This is a genomic window from Listeria cornellensis FSL F6-0969 (genome assembly GCF_000525855.1).
Lineage (GTDB): Bacteria > Bacillota > Bacilli > Lactobacillales > Listeriaceae > Listeria_A > Listeria_A cornellensis.
This window is the reverse complement of the sequence record NZ_AODE01000039.1, coordinates 41331-57141: the sequence shown is the minus strand read 5'-3', so window position 1 is coordinate 57141 and position 15811 is coordinate 41331. Positions and strand designations below refer to the sequence as shown.

The following is a 15811-nucleotide window of genomic DNA, read 5'->3' as shown; positions in this document are numbered from 1 at the left end:
AGGAGGACAAATGGATTATATAGAAATAGAAGGAAAAAAAAATTCACACGATAGAACTAAATCCGTCTGGTGAAGAAACAGTTATCATGTTGCACGGTCTTTTCACAAATCTATCACTTTACTACATGACTATTGGTCCGGAATTAGCCAAAAATAAACGCGTTATTTTGTATGATATGAGAGGCCATGGTATGAGTGAATGGAATGATGAGGGCTTTTCTATTGCTTCACTTTCCGAAGAATTACTCAAAATTATGGATTTTTATAATGTGGAGAACGCCGATCTTGTCGGTTACAGTTACGGCGGGACAGCTGCATTATATACTGCTATTACTTATCCAACTAGAGTTAAAACACTTACTTTAATTGATATGCCTCTTTTAAATGAAGCCTATTTTAAAAATGTATCGTTAAACAGTGAAGAGATGTTCCAAACGTATAGGAAATCTGTTGGGGTAGCGGTAAATAAAAATGTAGTCGAGCAAGCTGAGAAAAAAATAGATAAGATTGTAAACGAAGGTCAGTTGGTTGATGCGATGACTATGAGCCAAAGCTTGTTGACAGAAGACAAAATTAGCACGATAAAGAAACCAGTTTTGCTTCTATACGGTACTAAATCTCCATTTATCCAAACTGGAAAGCTGTTAGAAAAACTATTACCTGATTCCCAGATAAATACCGTGTCTGGAGATCATAATTTTCCAGTCAAGAAGGGTAAGTGGATTGCTCAAAACATAACTAATTTTCTTTCTGAAAAGAATGAGGCCATTTTTTTTAAAATTACAAAACATCCAAAAATCGTATTATTTGAATAAGGAAGAATTCCCGGTATTACAGGGGATTGATTTGGAGATTGGTCGCGGAGAATTTATTTCTATTTTAGGAGAATCTGGCGGCGGTAAATCCACTCTGATGAATATTATTGGCGGACTAGATAATAAATATTCCGGAGAAGTGGTTGTGAATGGCCGAAATATTAAAGAAAGCACGGAGAAAGAACTAGATTTGTATCGTCGCAATACGATTGGTTTTATTTTCCAATCCTTTAATTTAATCAATTATCTCAACGTGTTAGATAATGTTTTAATCGCATTAAAAATGACCAATTTGACGAAAGAAGAACAGTTGAAACGAGCTACCGATTTATTAAAACAAGTCGGTTTGGAACAACATATGGGGAAACATCCTAATCAACTTTCAGGTGGTCAAAAGCAGCGTGTGGCAATTGCCCGAGCCTTAGCCCATGATCCGAGCATTATTATTGCAGATGAACCAACAGGAGCGCTAGATGCTCAAAATACGAAAGAAGTATTAGAGATTTTAGGTAACATTGCAAAGTCCGGTAAATTGGTTGTTGTGGTTACCCATTCGCAATCTGTTGCTGATTACGGCACGTATATTGTGCGTTTAGCAGATGGAAAAGTGGAAGAAGAGCAAAGACTTCGCGAAACATATGCCATCGAAAAGCAAAAAACAGCGATTAGTAAGCCACTTTCTTTTAGCAGTCTCATTAAAATGGCATGGAGTCACATGATGTACGGTATTAAGAGAAACCTACTCATCATTCTGGGCGGTGGTATTGGTATATTTTCTGTGTTACTAATGCTAGCTTTGGGCGCTGGAGGAAACGGCTATATTAATAAGCAAGTTGGAGATTTGGTTAATCCGAACTCTTTTCAAGTGGTGAAGGAACGCGAAGATAGCCAGAAAGTAAAGCATTCCGAAACGATAAACAACCAAGACATTAAGAGACTTGGGAAATTAGAACATGTTGAAAATGTCCAAAAAGGCGTGTTTACTGGAGGGGCAACTTTAAACTTTGCAGAAAAAAAAGCACAAACCACCATTTTTCAAACACTTACGGATAGTATAAAGCAAAATGATATTAAGATAGGGAGAGCCCCAGTAAAAAATGAAATTCTGTTAGAAAAAGGAGTAGCAAAGGAACTCAGCAAAAATTATAAAGATTTGCTTGGGAAAAAAGTCAAATTATCTTTACAAGTTTTAGACTCCGCTGACGTTCCAAAAATCATTTCGGCAGAGCTTACGGTTGCAGGTATTTCGAATGAACAAGGCAGTTCATCGGTTTCCTATGATACGTTAGAAGCAATGCACAAGAAAAATAACGTTACTCTTACCCCTAATTTTATTAACATTACGGTTGATGAAACTACGAATGTAAAAGCCGTTCAAAATAAAATTAAGGCCCTGAAAACAGACAGCAAAATAAGCTTCTCCGTTACAGGGGTTGGTGCCATCTTAGACACAGTGACACTGTATATTAATCTTGCGGTTTATGTTTTAACAGCCATTGCTGGGATTTCATTACTTGTTTCTGCTATCATGGTAATCGTTGTCTTGTATATCTCGGTTTCTGAGCGAACGAAAGAAATTGGAATTTTACGAGCGCTAGGTGCTAGAAGAAAGGATATACGTTACTTATTCGTATCAGAGGCCCTCTTTTTAGGGATTTTTAGTTCTATCTTAGGTGTCATTGGAGCTCTCGTCGTTCAGACGCTGATAAATCCAATTGCCTATGAACATATTTCTTACAATATTGTGCAGCTATCACTTGGACAGATTCTTTTTGGAATTGGAATCAATTTACTGATTAATTTACTTGCTGCTCTAGCTCCAAGTCGAAAAGCGGCCAGACTAGATCCAATTGAAGCAGTAACGATGGAATAATTATCATGCAACAAGAATTATGGAGGGAAATCTTATGAAAAAAGCCATTATCGCATTGGTCGTTATTGTTTTGTCGGTAGCGGTATTTGTCACTGCTTGTAGCTCACCAAAATCAGATTTCATGTCGTCTTTCCGAAACCTCATAAAAAATAAGCAGTATACCGCGGAGTTTACATTACAGCCAACAGAAATATCCGGATTCTCTGTGTTTGATTCACTGAACCCAGATGCATTACTAGCCAGCAACTTGAAAGTCAAAACATCAGGAGACAGCGAGCGTGATGTAACGCATCATACGTTTGGGCTTCATATTGGAGGTTTTCCGGCGCTCGATATAACTGCGCACGCTCTCCGCAATGGGAACACGGGGCAAATTTTTATGCCGACGAATGATTTTTTCCAAACATCAGTACCTGTGACATACGTGCTAGATGCGGCGACAAATTCTGTTTTCTCTGAAGTACTTGCTGACAATCAAGATATGAGAGACAAGCACCTTGACCTATTACAAGTTTTGCAAAACGTAACGAACAAAGTCGTGGATGAAAAAACAGCTAATGAACAGGCAGACCAGATTCGCGCTGTAGTAGAAAAAACGATTATTCTGCTTTATAAACAGTTAAATGGCTTAGAAAAGAGTAACTATCGCGCGACTGATGGGAAGATTACGCTCACGCTTAATGAAAAACAACTCGCGGAATTTGCAAATGCTTGGCTGGAAGAATTCTACTCCAATCAAGATTTTTTGAAAATTTATGCTGACATAGCTGATTTAACGGAGTCCGAAGCAAAAGAAAAATGGCACACTATGAATAAAAACGCCCAAGAGACGCTTAAAAACTTAGTGCAAAATGATGAGGCACAGCTTGGTGTGACTATGACTCTACAACCAGATGCGGATAAGGGGATTAAACAACTTGTCATGGCAGTAGATTACGAAAATAAAGAGATGAATCAGAAGCTGAAATTCGATTTTACGGTGGAACTTTTGGACTTTGAGAAAATACCAACAACCCCAAGTAAGGAAGGCGTTGTGACGGAAAAAAAAGTTTGACGCAATTATGACAGATATTATTCGTGAACAGCGTAAGTAATGAACGTAAAATGTGAATGAATCTAAGTTATGCTGCTTTTCGCTGATAGTTTTTCAGGGAATGGCAGCCTATTTTTGGTATGAGAAAAAGGATTAATTGTGTATTACCTTTATGCTGATATGGGGATTGTACAAGATGGCATTCAGACGATGAAGTAGCATTGGCAGCTTTGATCGAAAACTTACAACGTGAAGAGCTAGCACCGATTGAGGAGGCAAAAGCGTATCAAAGTTTGCTAGATATGCAAGAAGTGAGCCAGGAAATACTAGCTCAGTACGTCGGGAAAAGCCAATCCGCGATAGCTGATAAATTGCGTTTGCTAAGGTTGCCAGAAGCCGCCCAGCAAGCCGTTTTAGAGAAGCAAATCTCGGAGCGCCATATCCAGACGTTAGTTCCAGCCAAGCCAAAGCCTAAAAAAGCAAAACCGAAACGCCAAGCAATTAGCCGTGATGTTCGAATTGCTGTGAATGCAATCAAGCAGTCCATCATGATGGTAAAGGATAACGGTATGGATTTACAGATGGAAGAGGAGTCTGATGATTACTATCAAATTCCAAAAGCAAAAAAAAGCGATCAAAAAGCAGATTTCCAACGAGGATATCTGTTTTTTATTGACATTAGGCGAATACCATCATATAATTTACCTAACGATAGGTAGAAAAGAGTGGTAGTATGAAGAAAAAAGAGAAGACATATCAACAAATATTAGAGGTTACATTTGCATTATTTGCGGAATTTGGTATTCAAGGCACGAGTTTAGCTATGATTGCTGAAAAAGTAGGCATCTCAAAACCGTCCATTTATTATCACTTTTCCTCCAAAAATGCGCTAATAGATACCGTTTTTAAAGTCATATTTGAGGATTATCGCTTCGACAATTACTTCCAAGTAGATAAAATGACGGCAAAAAACTTCGAGAAAAAACTGTATAGCGGTGGAATTTCCATGATTCCTGAAGCAAATGAAGAAAATTTTATAGTGATGAAGGTGCTGAACGAATTCATTTTAACTGCGGGAAGAGAGCATAATTATGCAGGGGAAATAGTGGGACTGCAGGAGGATTTTCTGCTAGGTTTTGAGCGTTGTATTGATCTGGGCGTTGATCTGGGTGTTGTCGATGCAAAAGATAGTAAGGCAAAGTCACAGGTTTTGGCGCTTACGATTGATAATATTTCAAACTATATGTTAATGGGCATCCAAGTGGAACACCGGAAAATATGGAAGTTGGCTATCGAAAATATAATGAAGAGAGTGAATAAATAATGCATAAAAATAAGCGAACGATATTGAGCTTTTCGACCTTTGATAAACTGCTAATATGCCTTGTTCCGCCGATTATAGGGCTGATTCTCGGATTTTTCATACCGGACATTGCAAAATGGGCGGTGTCTTTACCGTGGATTCCGTTGAAAGGACCTTTTGAACTCATTGTTTCCATTCGTGAAACTTGGATTGTTTTTGCGACAACAGGATTGGGTGTTATCGCTGGAATATGGCTGTCTGTCATGGCTTTTCACGAAAGTCTTGTGATGGATATTGGAGACGCCGATGTGAAATTCACGATTTCTGGCGTGGAGTCGATCTTTCCTAAAGCGCGGATTTCGATGGTATTTTTAGATAAGAAGCAAGTGGTTTTGCTGGACTTGGAGAATCGGGAAATGTATCGAGAAAAGCAGGAAATGAAGGCTGGACAAGTGGAGCGAGCATTCACAGAACACGGTTATAGCTGGCAATCGGTGGATCCTTTTCAGACGGAATTTAAGCGATGGGTAGCGCAAACACCGGAATTTGAGACAGGTGAAAATGCTTTATTTGCGGCGCGTGAAAAGGCGTTGGAGAAGTCTGACGAAAAGGACGCGCGGGAACTTCGCAGGGAGATTTGGAATGTTGGTATTTCGGTGAAAGATGATGGTAAAAAGCAATATTGGCGTAGGCAAAAAGAAGAATTGCGATCAGCCGCGCAAGTAAGGTGCAATTTTTCATGAAAACCTATACAATAAGGGTAGAACGATGGATAAAGGAGGGGAGCGGTGCACTCGCAAGGTGTTACTGCGAATAATATGGCGAAAATAATTTTTGTAAGAGATGAACAAGATGAATTTCAAGCATATGATTTCCTACACAGTTTGATTAAAGAACAACCTTTAATGTCGACCCTTTTATTGCAAGGCCTGATGCAGCTAGAGAAAGCGGAAACGAGAAAATTATCAACGGGAAAACAGATTTTACCGGAAGTTCATTTGACAATCGGCAAAAATCAATCGTACTCGCTACAAACGAATAAAATCGAGACGTCGGTTGACCAACCAATCGAGGAAATGAAAGTCCACTTCAAAGATAAAAATTGTCGGATGCTTTATTTCACGGCTTTTTCGGATACAGAAACGTATTATTGCTTCGTAAAAGGCTATTTTAAAGATCGCAACCCGTTCAATGATAAAATGGGAGCTTATCGGGAAGAAGTGAAGCGGATTTTCCTTCGTCGCGCAGAGGCAAGATTGAGTATTGGCAAGGATGATTATGAATTTGAATCACTGAAAGAATTGGCGTGGCAGAACGAAGCGATTGTTCATTATTTGGATAGTTTTTCGGCGCGATTGGGTCAATTTATTTTTGCTAAACGCGTGAAAAAGAAATGGTCGCAGTTGGATTTAGGTCTGAAATCGGATTTATCGCCACTTGTGATTTCGCGATTGGAAGCAGGAGATCCGGATATGACTGTTCGTATGTATCAAAAGGCATGTGAAGTGCTGGATGTTTCGACGGATTTTACGGATGATCATTTGACGATTGAATAGTGTTTTAGAATGGGGATAAGGAGATGGTTTCTGGTTTACTCAGGAGCCATTTTTTAGTTCTTAATATAGAAAAAAGGTCGCTAAAATGGGATTTTTAATAGAAATATCCTGAGTATCGCTTGAAAAACCTCTATAATAATTCTTTATTTATGGAAACGTATGTTCTTATTTGCTTGACTTTACCCATGAAAACTATTAAAATAGAAGCTTCACGCAAATGAAGGTGAAGAGGGGGAAATTTCTTTGAGTAAAACAATAACAGCACAAGAAAGACAGGAATTTAAGACTATACCGATTGTCACGGCTTTTCTAATTGCAGGATTTATAGGCTTGTTTAGTGAAACGGCTTTAAATATGGCACTTACGGATTTAATTCGTGTATTTGATGTAAGTTCAGCAACGATTCAGTGGCTAACGACGGGATATTTGCTGACATTAGGTATTTTAGTACCAGTTTCAGGACTTTTATTACAATGGTTTACCACGCGAAAATTATTTTTTGCATCTGTCGTATTTTCGATAGTTGGAACGCTAATCGCAGCATTGGCACCGGATTTTGGGATTTTAATGATCGCTCGGGTTATCCAAGCGATTGGTACCGGACTTTTACTACCATTAATGTTCAACACGATTCTGGTTATTTTTCCAGAGCATAAACGGGGATCTGCGATGGGGCTTATCGGACTTGTTATTATGTTCGCGCCCGCAGTGGGACCAACGATTTCAGGACTTATTATTGAGAATTTAACATGGAACTGGATTTTTTGGATTGCCTTACCGTTCTTAGTCTTCTCATTGCTTTTTGGACTGCGTTATATGAAAAATGTATCCGAAGTTACCAAGCCACGTATTGATATTTTATCGATTATTTTATCGACGCTTGGTTTCGGGGGAATTGTGTACGGCTTTAGTAGTGCCGGCGAAAGTGGCTGGGGAAGCGCGCTCGTCATTACAACGATGGTTATAGGTGTCGTCAGTTTGGGCTTATTTGCTTGGCGCCAACTGACGATGGATCAGCCGATGATGGATTTACGCGTTTTCAAATTTCCGATGTTTACGCTTGGATTATTGATCGTTTTCATCGCATTCATGATTATCCTATCAACCATGATTTTATTGCCGCTTTATTTGCAAACAGGACTAGCCTTAGCTGCATTTTCAGCTGGATTGGTACTTTTGCCAGGTGGGGTCATAAACGGCTTGCTATCACCGGTTACAGGGCGTCTGTTCGATGCATTCGGTGCCCGCGTGCTGGTCGTTCCTGGATTCATCGTGTCGGTCGTGGCACTTTGGTTCTTAACGCAAATCACGCTAGACACAACGGCTGTTACAATCATTATCTTGCATAGTGCGCTCATGATTGGTGTATGTATGATCATGATGCCAGCACAAACAAACGGCTTAAATCAGCTACCACCAAAAATGTATCCAGATGGTACAGCGATCATGAATACATTACAACAGGTTTCAGGCGCAATTGGTACAGCGGTGGCAATCACGATTATGTCAGCAGGTCAAAAAACATATATGGCGACCGTGACGAATCCAGGCCCGCAAGACTTAGCCGCATCGCTTGTCGAAGGTTCGCGTAACGCGTTTACGTTCGGCCTCGTGATGGCGATTATCGGTCTAGTTATATCACTATTTCTTCGCAAAAAAGCATAAAAACAAGCCGTGTCGATGAATTTCAGGCGCGGCTTTTGCGTATAATGAAATTTATTTTCGCATAAAGTAAGACTAAACCTTAATTTTTTGATAGAATAGAAGAGGAGAAGTATAACGAAACGAAGCATTTGTCGACGCATGGAAGTTCGGCGATTAATCACGTGGAATGAGTTTATCGGCGTTTCGGTGCTATAAATATGTGAGGGTTGGTGAAATAGATTGAGCAAAGTGATCGCACTGGCAAATCAAAAAGGTGGCGTGGGCAAGACAACGACATCTGTTAACTTAAGTTCTAGTCTTGCGTTTCTAGGTAAAAAAGTACTGCTTGTGGACATCGATCCTCAAGGGAATGCGTCGAGCGGAGTTGGCATCAATAAAGGTGAGATCGAGCATTGTATCTATGATGTGCTTGTGGATGACGTTGCACTTAAAGATGTTATTAAACCAACAGCAATGGAAACATTGGAAGTGGTTCCCGCTACGATTCAACTTGCTGGAGCAGAGGTTGAGCTTGTTCCAGCTATATCACGTGAAATTCGTCTGAAAAAGGCGATCGATTCTGTTCGCGATGACTATGATTATGTGATTATTGATTGTCCGCCATCCCTAGGACTGCTTACGCTAAACGCCCTTACTGCCTCTGACACGGTTCTAATTCCGGTTCAGTGTGAGTATTATGCGCTGGAAGGCTTGAGCCAGTTACTAAATACCATTCGTATCGTCCAAAAACATCTAAATGAAGATTTGCAAATTGAAGGCGTACTGTTGACGATGCTAGATGCCAGAACGAATTTGGGCATTCAGGTTATAGACGAAGTGAAGAAATACTTCCAAAATAAAGTTTTCGAAACGATTATTCCACGTAACATTCGTTTGAGTGAAGCGCCAAGTCACGGGAAACCGATTATTTTATACGATGATAAATCCCGTGGTTCTGAGGTTTACGTAGATCTTGCAAAGGAAGTGATTGCTCATGGCTAAAGGATTAGGAAAAGGAATTAGCGCGCTGTTCAACAATGTCGATCAGAATGAGGAAGCTGTGCAAAGCATCCCTGTTAGCGAAATTCGCCCGAATCCGTATCAACCACGTAAAACATTCGATCCTACAGCACTTCGCGAATTACGCGACTCTATCAAGCTTCATGGTATTTTGCAACCTGTTATCTTACGTCGATCAGAGGCGAAAGGGTACGAACTTGTTGTTGGTGAACGTAGATTCCGTGCAGCGAAAGAAGCCGGATTAGAAGCTATTCCAGCTGTTGTACGTACGTTAGATGACCGCGAAATGATGGAGTTAGCCGTTTTGGAGAATTTGCAGCGTGAGGATTTATCGGTGCTTGAAGAAGCGGAATCCTATGATCTTCTAATGAAAAACTTAGATTTGACCCAAGCCAAATTAGCGGATCGTCTAGGTAAAAGCCGTCCTTATATCGCGAATATGGTACGTTTACTTTCATTGCCAGCAGAAGTTCAAGTGATGCTTCGAGACGGTTCATTATCGATGGGACATGCTCGTGCCTTGCTCGGGTTAAAAGATAAGAAGAACATCAAACCAGTCGCTAAAAAGGCAGTGGCAGATGGCTTGACAGTTCGCCAGTTGGAGAAATTAGTCGGGGACTTGAATAACAATGTTTCACGTGAAACACCCAAAAAACAGGAGAAAATCCCAGTTTTTATCAAAGAAAGTGAATCACAATTACGTGATAAATTCGGAACAGCGGTTTCTATTAAGCGTCGTGATAACAAAGGTAAAATTGAGATTGAATTTTTATCTGAAGATGATTTAGGGCGTATTTTAGAAATTTTAGATGTTCAGTTTGACGAGGATTAAGGCGTATGGAACAGACTTTTAATCTAAATGATATTGTCGAAATGAAGAAGCAGCATCCATGTGGTACCAATCGTTGGCGGATTATTCGACTGGGTATGGATATTCGGATTAAGTGCGAAGGCTGCGGACACAGTGTGATGATTCCAAGACGCGAGTTTACGAAGAAAATGAAGCGGGTTTTGGAGAGAGCGGAGTAAAATAAAAGCGTTGAATGAGTAGCCTGAGCTGTTCATTCAACGCTTTTATTATGCAATAGAAGTAATAACAATACTAATTCCAAGCATGAAAACCGCGCTTGTTAAGACGCTGCCAAGAATGTAACGCTTTTGAGTGAAATTTAGCAATGCTACCGCTAAAAAGGAGAGAGCAAGTAGGATTTGAATCCAAATAGGGTAAGCAAAGCCTTCTTGTGTTTGAATAATGCTATACGTTATATTTATAAAGAGGATAGCGTATATAACTAGAAAAATACTGGAGATTATTTTGAAAATAGTCATTTGGTTTAGCTCCTATGTTTTTTGTTAGAGTCTGCAGATGTGGTTTCTATTCATTTTCTAAAATTTTATACTTCATTCCCTTGTCTACACCAGAGTTTCCGCCGAGTGGCATAGAGTAAACACCTAATACAGTTTCATTTAATTTTTTTTAGATATATATATTGATATTTGTAATCAGGATCACTGGTATAGTAAGTAATCGTTTCAAAGTTGCCAGTCAGTATGTTTAAAGTTGTTTTAGATTCTTTGATATCTGATTTAGGAACCCCTTGCTTTTTTATATACTGTTCATAAGAATTGATAGCTATATTCTTAGTATGATAGTACTGATAGGTAAAGTATATTGCAAATCCTGCCATGATAACTATTAGGCCCGTAAAAATGTATTTCTTCATGATTTATCCATCCTCGCTTGTAATATTTTGATAATGTGTTATTACGAACATAATATCATACATTTGATAAATTTACGTAGAAAAGGGAGATAAAAATGAAAAAATGGGTATTTATAATGTTTTTAATGGTACTTTGTGTATTTCCTATATCAGGAAATGTAAGCGCATCCGAAATAGAGGCTAAAGAAAATTATGATGGTTTGATTGATTCAGGAATAATGGATGTGGGGATAACCTATGAAAATTGGCTAGAAGCGAATTCTTTTCCAGAGCCAACTGAAGAAGTACAGAGAACATTACTGAAGGCTTCTTCTTACACAATGCAATCGGGTGATATTTTTGTAACAAATGCAACTAGTTTAGGTGGTATGACTGGTCATGCAGCCATTGCAACATCAAGTAATTGGGTACTGGATATTCCTGCTGTAGGTAAGACTACACGACAAAGTACATTGGCAACTTGGAAAAGCTTTTATAAATCAGGAACTGTATGGGTATACCGCGTAGATAGTAAATATCGGGATATTGCCATAAAGGCTGCGAGTTGGGCGGATCGGAATTACTATAGTACGACGGGCAGTAGTAAGCAAAATATTTTCCCGCGATACGGATTTTTGAGTGGGCCTGTTCAATTTACGACGAATCCAACGTATTGTTCTAAAATTCCGTATCAAGCTTATTGGAATGGTTCGGAAAATATGGCGTTTATGAAGGTTAGGGCTCCGGGGTTTGTTGTGACTCCGTATGGATTAGTAGATAGTTTTAGTAACAGTTATAAACCAAAACTAGTTGCGAAATTTTAAAAATACGAAAAGGCCAAGACACTACCGATTTCATGTAGTCATCTTGGCCTTTTAATCATGCTATATTACTTCCCACCAAACAAATCTTTAATTCCATTCACGATATTTCCAACATCACCAAGGGATTCTGTGATATTTGCGTTTTCTGTTACTTGGTCAACGAGGCCGCCAGCTTGTTCGCTGATTTGACCTGTAATTTCTTCGGGGTTGATTTGTTCTGTTAGGTTCTGTGCTTGCTCCGTGAGGTCTGTTGCACCGCCTGTTACTTGATCGACGACGTCACCTGCACCGCCGAGTAAATCTGTTACTTTTTCTGTTGCCATATCTTTCAAAAAATCGAATAAAGCCATACTATCGTCTCCTTTTGTGCGATTTTCATAGACTCCGTTTCCCAAAAAAGTACGCAAAAAAGACCTTACGTAAAAAACGTAAGGTCTCGCAAACAATGATGTCATTGCTAGTAGCGCCGGGGTTGCCCCGTACTGACGACTCTACTATTACTGCTACTCCCCTTATCGGAACGAGAATATGAATTACCTATAGAATAGCATGATTTCACGCCAAGTGCAAGGTTATCCTTATTTTGTTAATTTGAAAGAGCCCATTGTTTTGAAGTCATACGTGACGATGGAGTTATTGCCAGCGAATGATTGAACAGATAGGTTGGTTCCAGATCCAGACAAGAACGCGCGTAGGTTTGTTGCTGTGTAGATTGCGTCTGTTGTTTTTGTGCCTAGCGTTAGTGTTTGTGGTGTGTTGAATTGCACGAGGCTACCTGCGCTCACGCTGAAAATGTTACCTTTTGCATTGTTTGATTTCAAGTATACGTTTGCTACATCTTTAAAATCAATCACGGATTTAGCTGTTTTGATTAGTTGTGTTGATTTAGCGCCACCATTTAGGACAAAGCTAGCGTCTTTTTCAACGTCAAAACCTGTGGAAGCATAGATTAGGCCAGCTGTACCAGTCGCGTCTTGATTGAATTCTGTGCTTGAGTTAGCACCAAATGTTGGTTTTCCATTCATATATAATGCGACATCTACAGAGTTTGTTGTGAGTTTAGAGCCAGCTTCTGTAGAGAAGAATGGTGTTGCGCCAGTCATGTTGAAGACTTTTTTTGCGGATGTGATATTGACAGTCGCATTTTTGTTAACGTAAACTCTTGGATTAGCTTGGGCCATTAGGAAGGCATCAGCGGTTGTTGTAGCCGTGAAGTTGAGGTTTTCACCGAATACGATTGTGTTTACTTTTGCGATTTCAAGTGTGGATGTTGTTGTTACGTTTGTTGTACCAAAGAATGATACAGTACCTTTTGGCGCATAGGCTATTTGTTTACCAGTGAACGTCACGTTGTTAAGCGCAAGTTGATTAGGCAATTCGGTGCGGTAGATACCGTATGAACCAGTGGATTCAATAGATAAATCCTCAAGTGCGATGTTACCCAATTGTTTTGTGTTGATAACATATTTGCTCATGTCTAGTTTATGGTTATTACCTAGAACTAGTGGGTTATGTTGGCCCGGAATGATGATGTCGCTCGTTGCTGTGATGTCTGCGGCAATTGAGATAATGCCTGTTGGTGACGTTTCCAAAGCGTTTTTTAACTCTGCAAAAGTAGTGACAGTAACCGTCTTGACTTCGGCTGCTTGTGCCACGACATTAGAAATATTTCCTCCAAAAGATAATGATGTTGGCGCAATGAGGACTGCTGCCGCTGTTAGAACGGATAAACCAAGTTTTGTTGTTGTTTTCATTTTTTTTCTCTCCTTTTGTTTTGCTATTGCAATTTGGCTAAACTGCAACTTCCGCCATGATACCACGTTGTAGGGGCGTTCAGGGGTGACATTTGTGTGGATAAAAACCGAATAAAGTATGAACGATTGTTATTGGTCGCGCTTTCTTGGTGATATATGCTTGTTTTTAGACTTGAATTAAAGGAAACAGGTGGTTTTTTCGGTACACAATAATACTTTATTAAATGAGAGATTGGCGACGAATTGGGATTTGTAAGGGCTAATAGTTGTTTTCCGAGCATATGTTTTGTAGAATGGAGTTAGTATTACTTTATAATTATTATAAAAAACGGAGGTTAGATGAATGAGTAAAAAAACTAACAACAAACCAAGGTGTTCCAATTGGCGATAACCAAAATTCAGTGACGGCAGGGCATCGAGGTCCTACATTATTGGAAGATTACGTTTTGATCGAGAAATTAGCACATTTTGATCGTGAACGTGTTCCAGAACGTGTCGTACACGCGCGTGGAATTGGTGCGCATGGCGTATTTACAGTTAAAAATAGCATGAAGAAATATACGAAGGCAGCATTTTTACAAGAAGAAGGACAAGAGACAGAGGTTTTTGCTCGTTTTTCTACTGTAATCCATGGCTTGCATTCTCCTGAAACATTGCGTGATCCACGTGGATTTGCGGTTAAGTTTTATACAGAAGAGGGAAATTACGATTTTGTTGGTAATAACTTGCCTGTATTCTTTATTCGCGACGCAATTAAATTCCCGGATGTTATTCATTCTCTGAAACCTGATCCAAGTACGAATATGCAAGATGCGAACCGTTATTGGGACTTTTTCAGTTTAACTCCTGAGGCTACAACGATGATTACATACCTATTCAGTGATGAGGGTATTCCAGCTTCGTTCCGCCAAATTCGTGGTTCGAGTGTTCATGCTTTTAAATGGACGAATGAAGAGGGCAAAACGGTTTACATCAAAATGCGTTGGGTGCCAAAAGCGGGTATCGTGAACCTTTCGACGGACCAAGCGGCACAAATTCAAGCGAAAGAGTTTAGCCATGCGACTCGCGATCTCCATGAAGCGATTGATAAAGGCGATTTCCCTGAGTGGGAGCTTTATATTCAAGTGCTTGACCCTGCGAATATTGATAACTATGATTTCAACCCGCTTGATGCGACGAAAGATTGGTTTGAAGATGTATTCCCATATGAGCACGTTGGGACAATGGTGTTGAACCGCAATCCTGAGAACATTTTTGCGGAAACGGAATCGGTTGGTTTCAATCCTGGCGTACTTGTACCTGGAATTTTGCCGTCTGAGGATCGTATGTTGCAAGGTCGTCTGTTCTCGTATTCGGATACGCAGCGTCACCGTGTTGGCCCGAACTACTTGCAACTGCCGATTAATAGTCCGAAAGTGGACGTGAATAACAATCAGCGTGATGGCGCGATGCCTTTCAAACAGCAAACAAGCTCGATTAACTATGAGCCGAATAGCTATGATACGACGCCAAAAGAGACGCCGCGTTATGTGGAGGATGAGCAAGATTTGATCGCTGGAAAAGTTGGTCGTTTGGAGCAAGAGAAACCGAACAACTTTGGTCATGCGCGCGAAGTTTGGAATCGTTATTCTGACGGCGAACGTGATGCGCTAGTGAACAACATTGTTGGCGATTGGGAAGGCGTTCGTGAGGATATCAAAATCCGTAACCTGCGTAACTTCTATCAAGTGGAACCAGTCTTTGCAGAACGCGTGGCAAAAGGAACTGGCGTTGACTTGGAGAAACATATTTCTGACTTGAAATAATAGTTGATGGACCGGTGGGGCGTGATGCTCTGCTGGTTTTTTTGTTGGGGCTGTTCGAATAAAATGAGTTACAGCCCCAATATGCATGAGAGCGAAGCGAACATGTAAACCTTCCGTGGCTGTTCGAATAAAATGAGTTACAGCCCCAATATGCATGAGAGCAAAGCGAACATGTAAACCTTCCGTGGCTGTTCTGGATATAAAACTGGCGTATACGGCAAATCGTAGGTATTTCAAATTCATTATGCTAAAATGTGATTTACTACACAAAAAGGGAGATATAATAATGAAAATGATTAGAATCAGTCTTTATATGTTTATGTTTTTGTTTGGAAGTGCAACACTGGATTCATTAAACGTGTTTGCTGATGAGATGCATAACCATGAAGAAATGAGTGACAAATCAGAAGTAGAAAAAGTACAAATGCTAGCCCGTCGACGGATAATTTAACAGTAAAGAATGTGAAACGACTAGAGTATT

At 39.9% G+C, this 15811-nt stretch carries 16 protein-coding genes and 2 pseudogenes; 14 read left to right on the top strand and 4 right to left on the bottom strand.

Features of this window, described 5'->3' with window-relative positions:
* The first annotated feature begins 86 nt into the window (after positions 1–86).
* The 11 genes and pseudogenes from PCORN_RS14720 to PCORN_RS14670 all read left to right on the top strand — a co-directional run bounded on the left by PCORN_RS14720 (position 87) and on the right by PCORN_RS14670 (position 10273).
* Entirely contained in the window at positions 87–815 is a 729-nt protein-coding gene (locus PCORN_RS14720) for an alpha/beta fold hydrolase (protein ID WP_036082000.1), read from the top strand.
* The gene (locus PCORN_RS14715) at positions 760–2688 is read left to right on the top strand and encodes an ABC transporter ATP-binding protein/permease (RefSeq protein ID WP_036081998.1); all 1929 of its coding nucleotides are present in this window, start codon (positions 760–762) and stop codon (positions 2686–2688) included. The genes PCORN_RS14720 and PCORN_RS14715 overlap by 56 nt, the downstream gene beginning before the upstream one ends.
* Before the next feature lie 34 nt (positions 2689–2722).
* Entirely contained in the window at positions 2723–3742 is a 1020-nt protein-coding gene (locus PCORN_RS14710) for an Lmo2079 family surface lipoprotein (RefSeq protein WP_036081996.1), read from the top strand.
* Positions 3743–3927: 185 nt separating this feature from the next.
* Positions 3928–4347: pseudogene (locus PCORN_RS14705) on the top strand (ParB/RepB/Spo0J family partition protein); the annotation flags it as partial.
* Between the two features lie 107 nt (positions 4348–4454).
* Positions 4455–5045 (top strand): TetR/AcrR family transcriptional regulator, encoded by a 591-nt coding sequence (locus PCORN_RS14700; RefSeq protein ID WP_036081994.1) that lies wholly within the window; start codon positions 4455–4457, stop codon positions 5043–5045.
* Positions 5045–5767, top strand: a complete 723-nt coding sequence (locus PCORN_RS14695; protein WP_051999514.1) for a YqeB family protein — start codon at positions 5045–5047, stop codon at positions 5765–5767. Before PCORN_RS14700 ends, PCORN_RS14695 begins: the two co-directional genes overlap by 1 nt.
* Before the next feature lie 75 nt (positions 5768–5842).
* Complete coding sequence (locus PCORN_RS14690; protein WP_036082057.1) at positions 5843–6580, top strand: helix-turn-helix domain-containing protein; 738 nt, start codon at positions 5843–5845, stop codon at positions 6578–6580.
* A gap of 255 nt (positions 6581–6835) precedes the next feature.
* Complete coding sequence (locus PCORN_RS14685; RefSeq protein ID WP_036082055.1) at positions 6836–8245, top strand: DHA2 family efflux MFS transporter permease subunit; 1410 nt, start codon at positions 6836–6838, stop codon at positions 8243–8245.
* Positions 8246–8464: 219 nt separating this feature from the next.
* Positions 8465–9226, top strand: a complete 762-nt coding sequence (locus tag PCORN_RS14680; RefSeq protein ID WP_036081992.1) for a ParA family protein — start codon at positions 8465–8467, stop codon at positions 9224–9226.
* On the top strand, positions 9219–10076 hold the full coding sequence (locus PCORN_RS14675) for a ParB/RepB/Spo0J family partition protein (protein ID WP_036081991.1): 858 nt from the start codon (positions 9219–9221) through the stop codon (positions 10074–10076). Before PCORN_RS14680 ends, PCORN_RS14675 begins: the two co-directional genes overlap by 8 nt.
* A 5-nt stretch (positions 10077–10081) precedes the next feature.
* A complete protein-coding gene (locus tag PCORN_RS14670; protein ID WP_036081989.1) occupies positions 10082–10273 on the top strand; it encodes a DUF951 domain-containing protein in 192 nt (63 codons plus the stop codon).
* A 48-nt stretch (positions 10274–10321) separates the two neighbouring features.
* On the opposite strand, the gene PCORN_RS14665 is transcribed toward PCORN_RS14670, so the two are convergent.
* Complete coding sequence (locus PCORN_RS14665) at positions 10322–10573, bottom strand: hypothetical protein (protein WP_036081987.1); 252 nt, start codon at positions 10571–10573, stop codon at positions 10322–10324.
* Between the two features lie 134 nt (positions 10574–10707).
* Positions 10708–10968, bottom strand: coding sequence for a DUF3139 domain-containing protein (locus tag PCORN_RS14660; protein WP_036081985.1), 261 nt, complete (start codon positions 10966–10968; stop codon positions 10708–10710).
* 95 nt (positions 10969–11063) lie between these two features.
* On the opposite strand from PCORN_RS14660, the gene PCORN_RS14655 reads away from it, so the two are divergent.
* Entirely contained in the window at positions 11064–11771 is a 708-nt protein-coding gene (locus tag PCORN_RS14655) for a hypothetical protein (RefSeq protein WP_051999513.1), read from the top strand.
* A gap of 65 nt (positions 11772–11836) precedes the next feature.
* Here the strand turns inward: PCORN_RS14655 and PCORN_RS14650 are convergent, their stop codons facing one another.
* Both PCORN_RS14650 and PCORN_RS14645 read right to left on the bottom strand, forming a co-directional pair.
* Positions 11837–12121 carry a hypothetical protein gene (locus tag PCORN_RS14650; RefSeq protein WP_036081983.1) on the bottom strand — a complete coding sequence of 95 codons (285 nt, stop codon included), beginning with the start codon at positions 12119–12121 and terminating at the stop codon, positions 11837–11839.
* Between the two features lie 228 nt (positions 12122–12349).
* Entirely contained in the window at positions 12350–13525 is a 1176-nt protein-coding gene (locus PCORN_RS14645; RefSeq protein ID WP_036081981.1) for a pectate lyase-like adhesive domain-containing protein, read from the bottom strand.
* A 350-nt stretch (positions 13526–13875) separates the two neighbouring features.
* Between PCORN_RS14645 and PCORN_RS14640 the strand changes: the two are divergent.
* Both PCORN_RS14640 and PCORN_RS19475 read left to right on the top strand, forming a co-directional pair.
* Positions 13876–15330: pseudogene (locus PCORN_RS14640) on the top strand (catalase); the annotation flags it as partial.
* Positions 15331–15616: 286 nt separating this feature from the next.
* Positions 15617–15781, top strand: coding sequence for a hypothetical protein (locus tag PCORN_RS19475; protein ID WP_159102610.1), 165 nt, complete (start codon positions 15617–15619; stop codon positions 15779–15781).
* Positions 15782–15811: the final 30 nt, after the last annotated feature.

Excerpts from the sequence above, each read along its gene's own strand:
- PCORN_RS14720 (WP_036082000.1), top strand. The coding sequence starts at position 87 with ATGTTGCACGGTCTTTTCACAAATCTATCACTTTACTACATGACTATT.
- PCORN_RS14715 (WP_036081998.1), top strand. The coding sequence starts at position 760 with ATGAGGCCATTTTTTTTAAAATTACAAAACATCCAAAAATCGTATTAT.
- PCORN_RS14710 (WP_036081996.1), top strand. The coding sequence starts at position 2,723 with ATGAAAAAAGCCATTATCGCATTGGTCGTTATTGTTTTGTCGGTAGCG.
- PCORN_RS14700 (WP_036081994.1), top strand. The coding sequence starts at position 4,455 with ATGAAGAAAAAAGAGAAGACATATCAACAAATATTAGAGGTTACATTT.
- PCORN_RS14695 (WP_051999514.1), top strand. The coding sequence starts at position 5,045 with ATGCATAAAAATAAGCGAACGATATTGAGCTTTTCGACCTTTGATAAA.
- PCORN_RS14690 (WP_036082057.1), top strand. The coding sequence starts at position 5,843 with ATGGCGAAAATAATTTTTGTAAGAGATGAACAAGATGAATTTCAAGCA.
- PCORN_RS14675 (WP_036081991.1), top strand. The coding sequence starts at position 9,219 with ATGGCTAAAGGATTAGGAAAAGGAATTAGCGCGCTGTTCAACAATGTC.
- PCORN_RS14670 (WP_036081989.1), top strand. The coding sequence starts at position 10,082 with ATGGAACAGACTTTTAATCTAAATGATATTGTCGAAATGAAGAAGCAG.
- PCORN_RS14665 (WP_036081987.1), bottom strand. The coding sequence starts at position 10,573 with ATGACTATTTTCAAAATAATCTCCAGTATTTTTCTAGTTATATACGCT.
- PCORN_RS14660 (WP_036081985.1), bottom strand. The coding sequence starts at position 10,968 with ATGAAGAAATACATTTTTACGGGCCTAATAGTTATCATGGCAGGATTT.
- PCORN_RS14655 (WP_051999513.1), top strand. The coding sequence starts at position 11,064 with ATGAAAAAATGGGTATTTATAATGTTTTTAATGGTACTTTGTGTATTT.
- PCORN_RS14650 (WP_036081983.1), bottom strand. The coding sequence starts at position 12,121 with ATGGCTTTATTCGATTTTTTGAAAGATATGGCAACAGAAAAAGTAACA.
- PCORN_RS14645 (WP_036081981.1), bottom strand. The coding sequence starts at position 13,525 with ATGAAAACAACAACAAAACTTGGTTTATCCGTTCTAACAGCGGCAGCA.
- PCORN_RS19475 (WP_159102610.1), top strand. The coding sequence starts at position 15,617 with ATGAAAATGATTAGAATCAGTCTTTATATGTTTATGTTTTTGTTTGGA.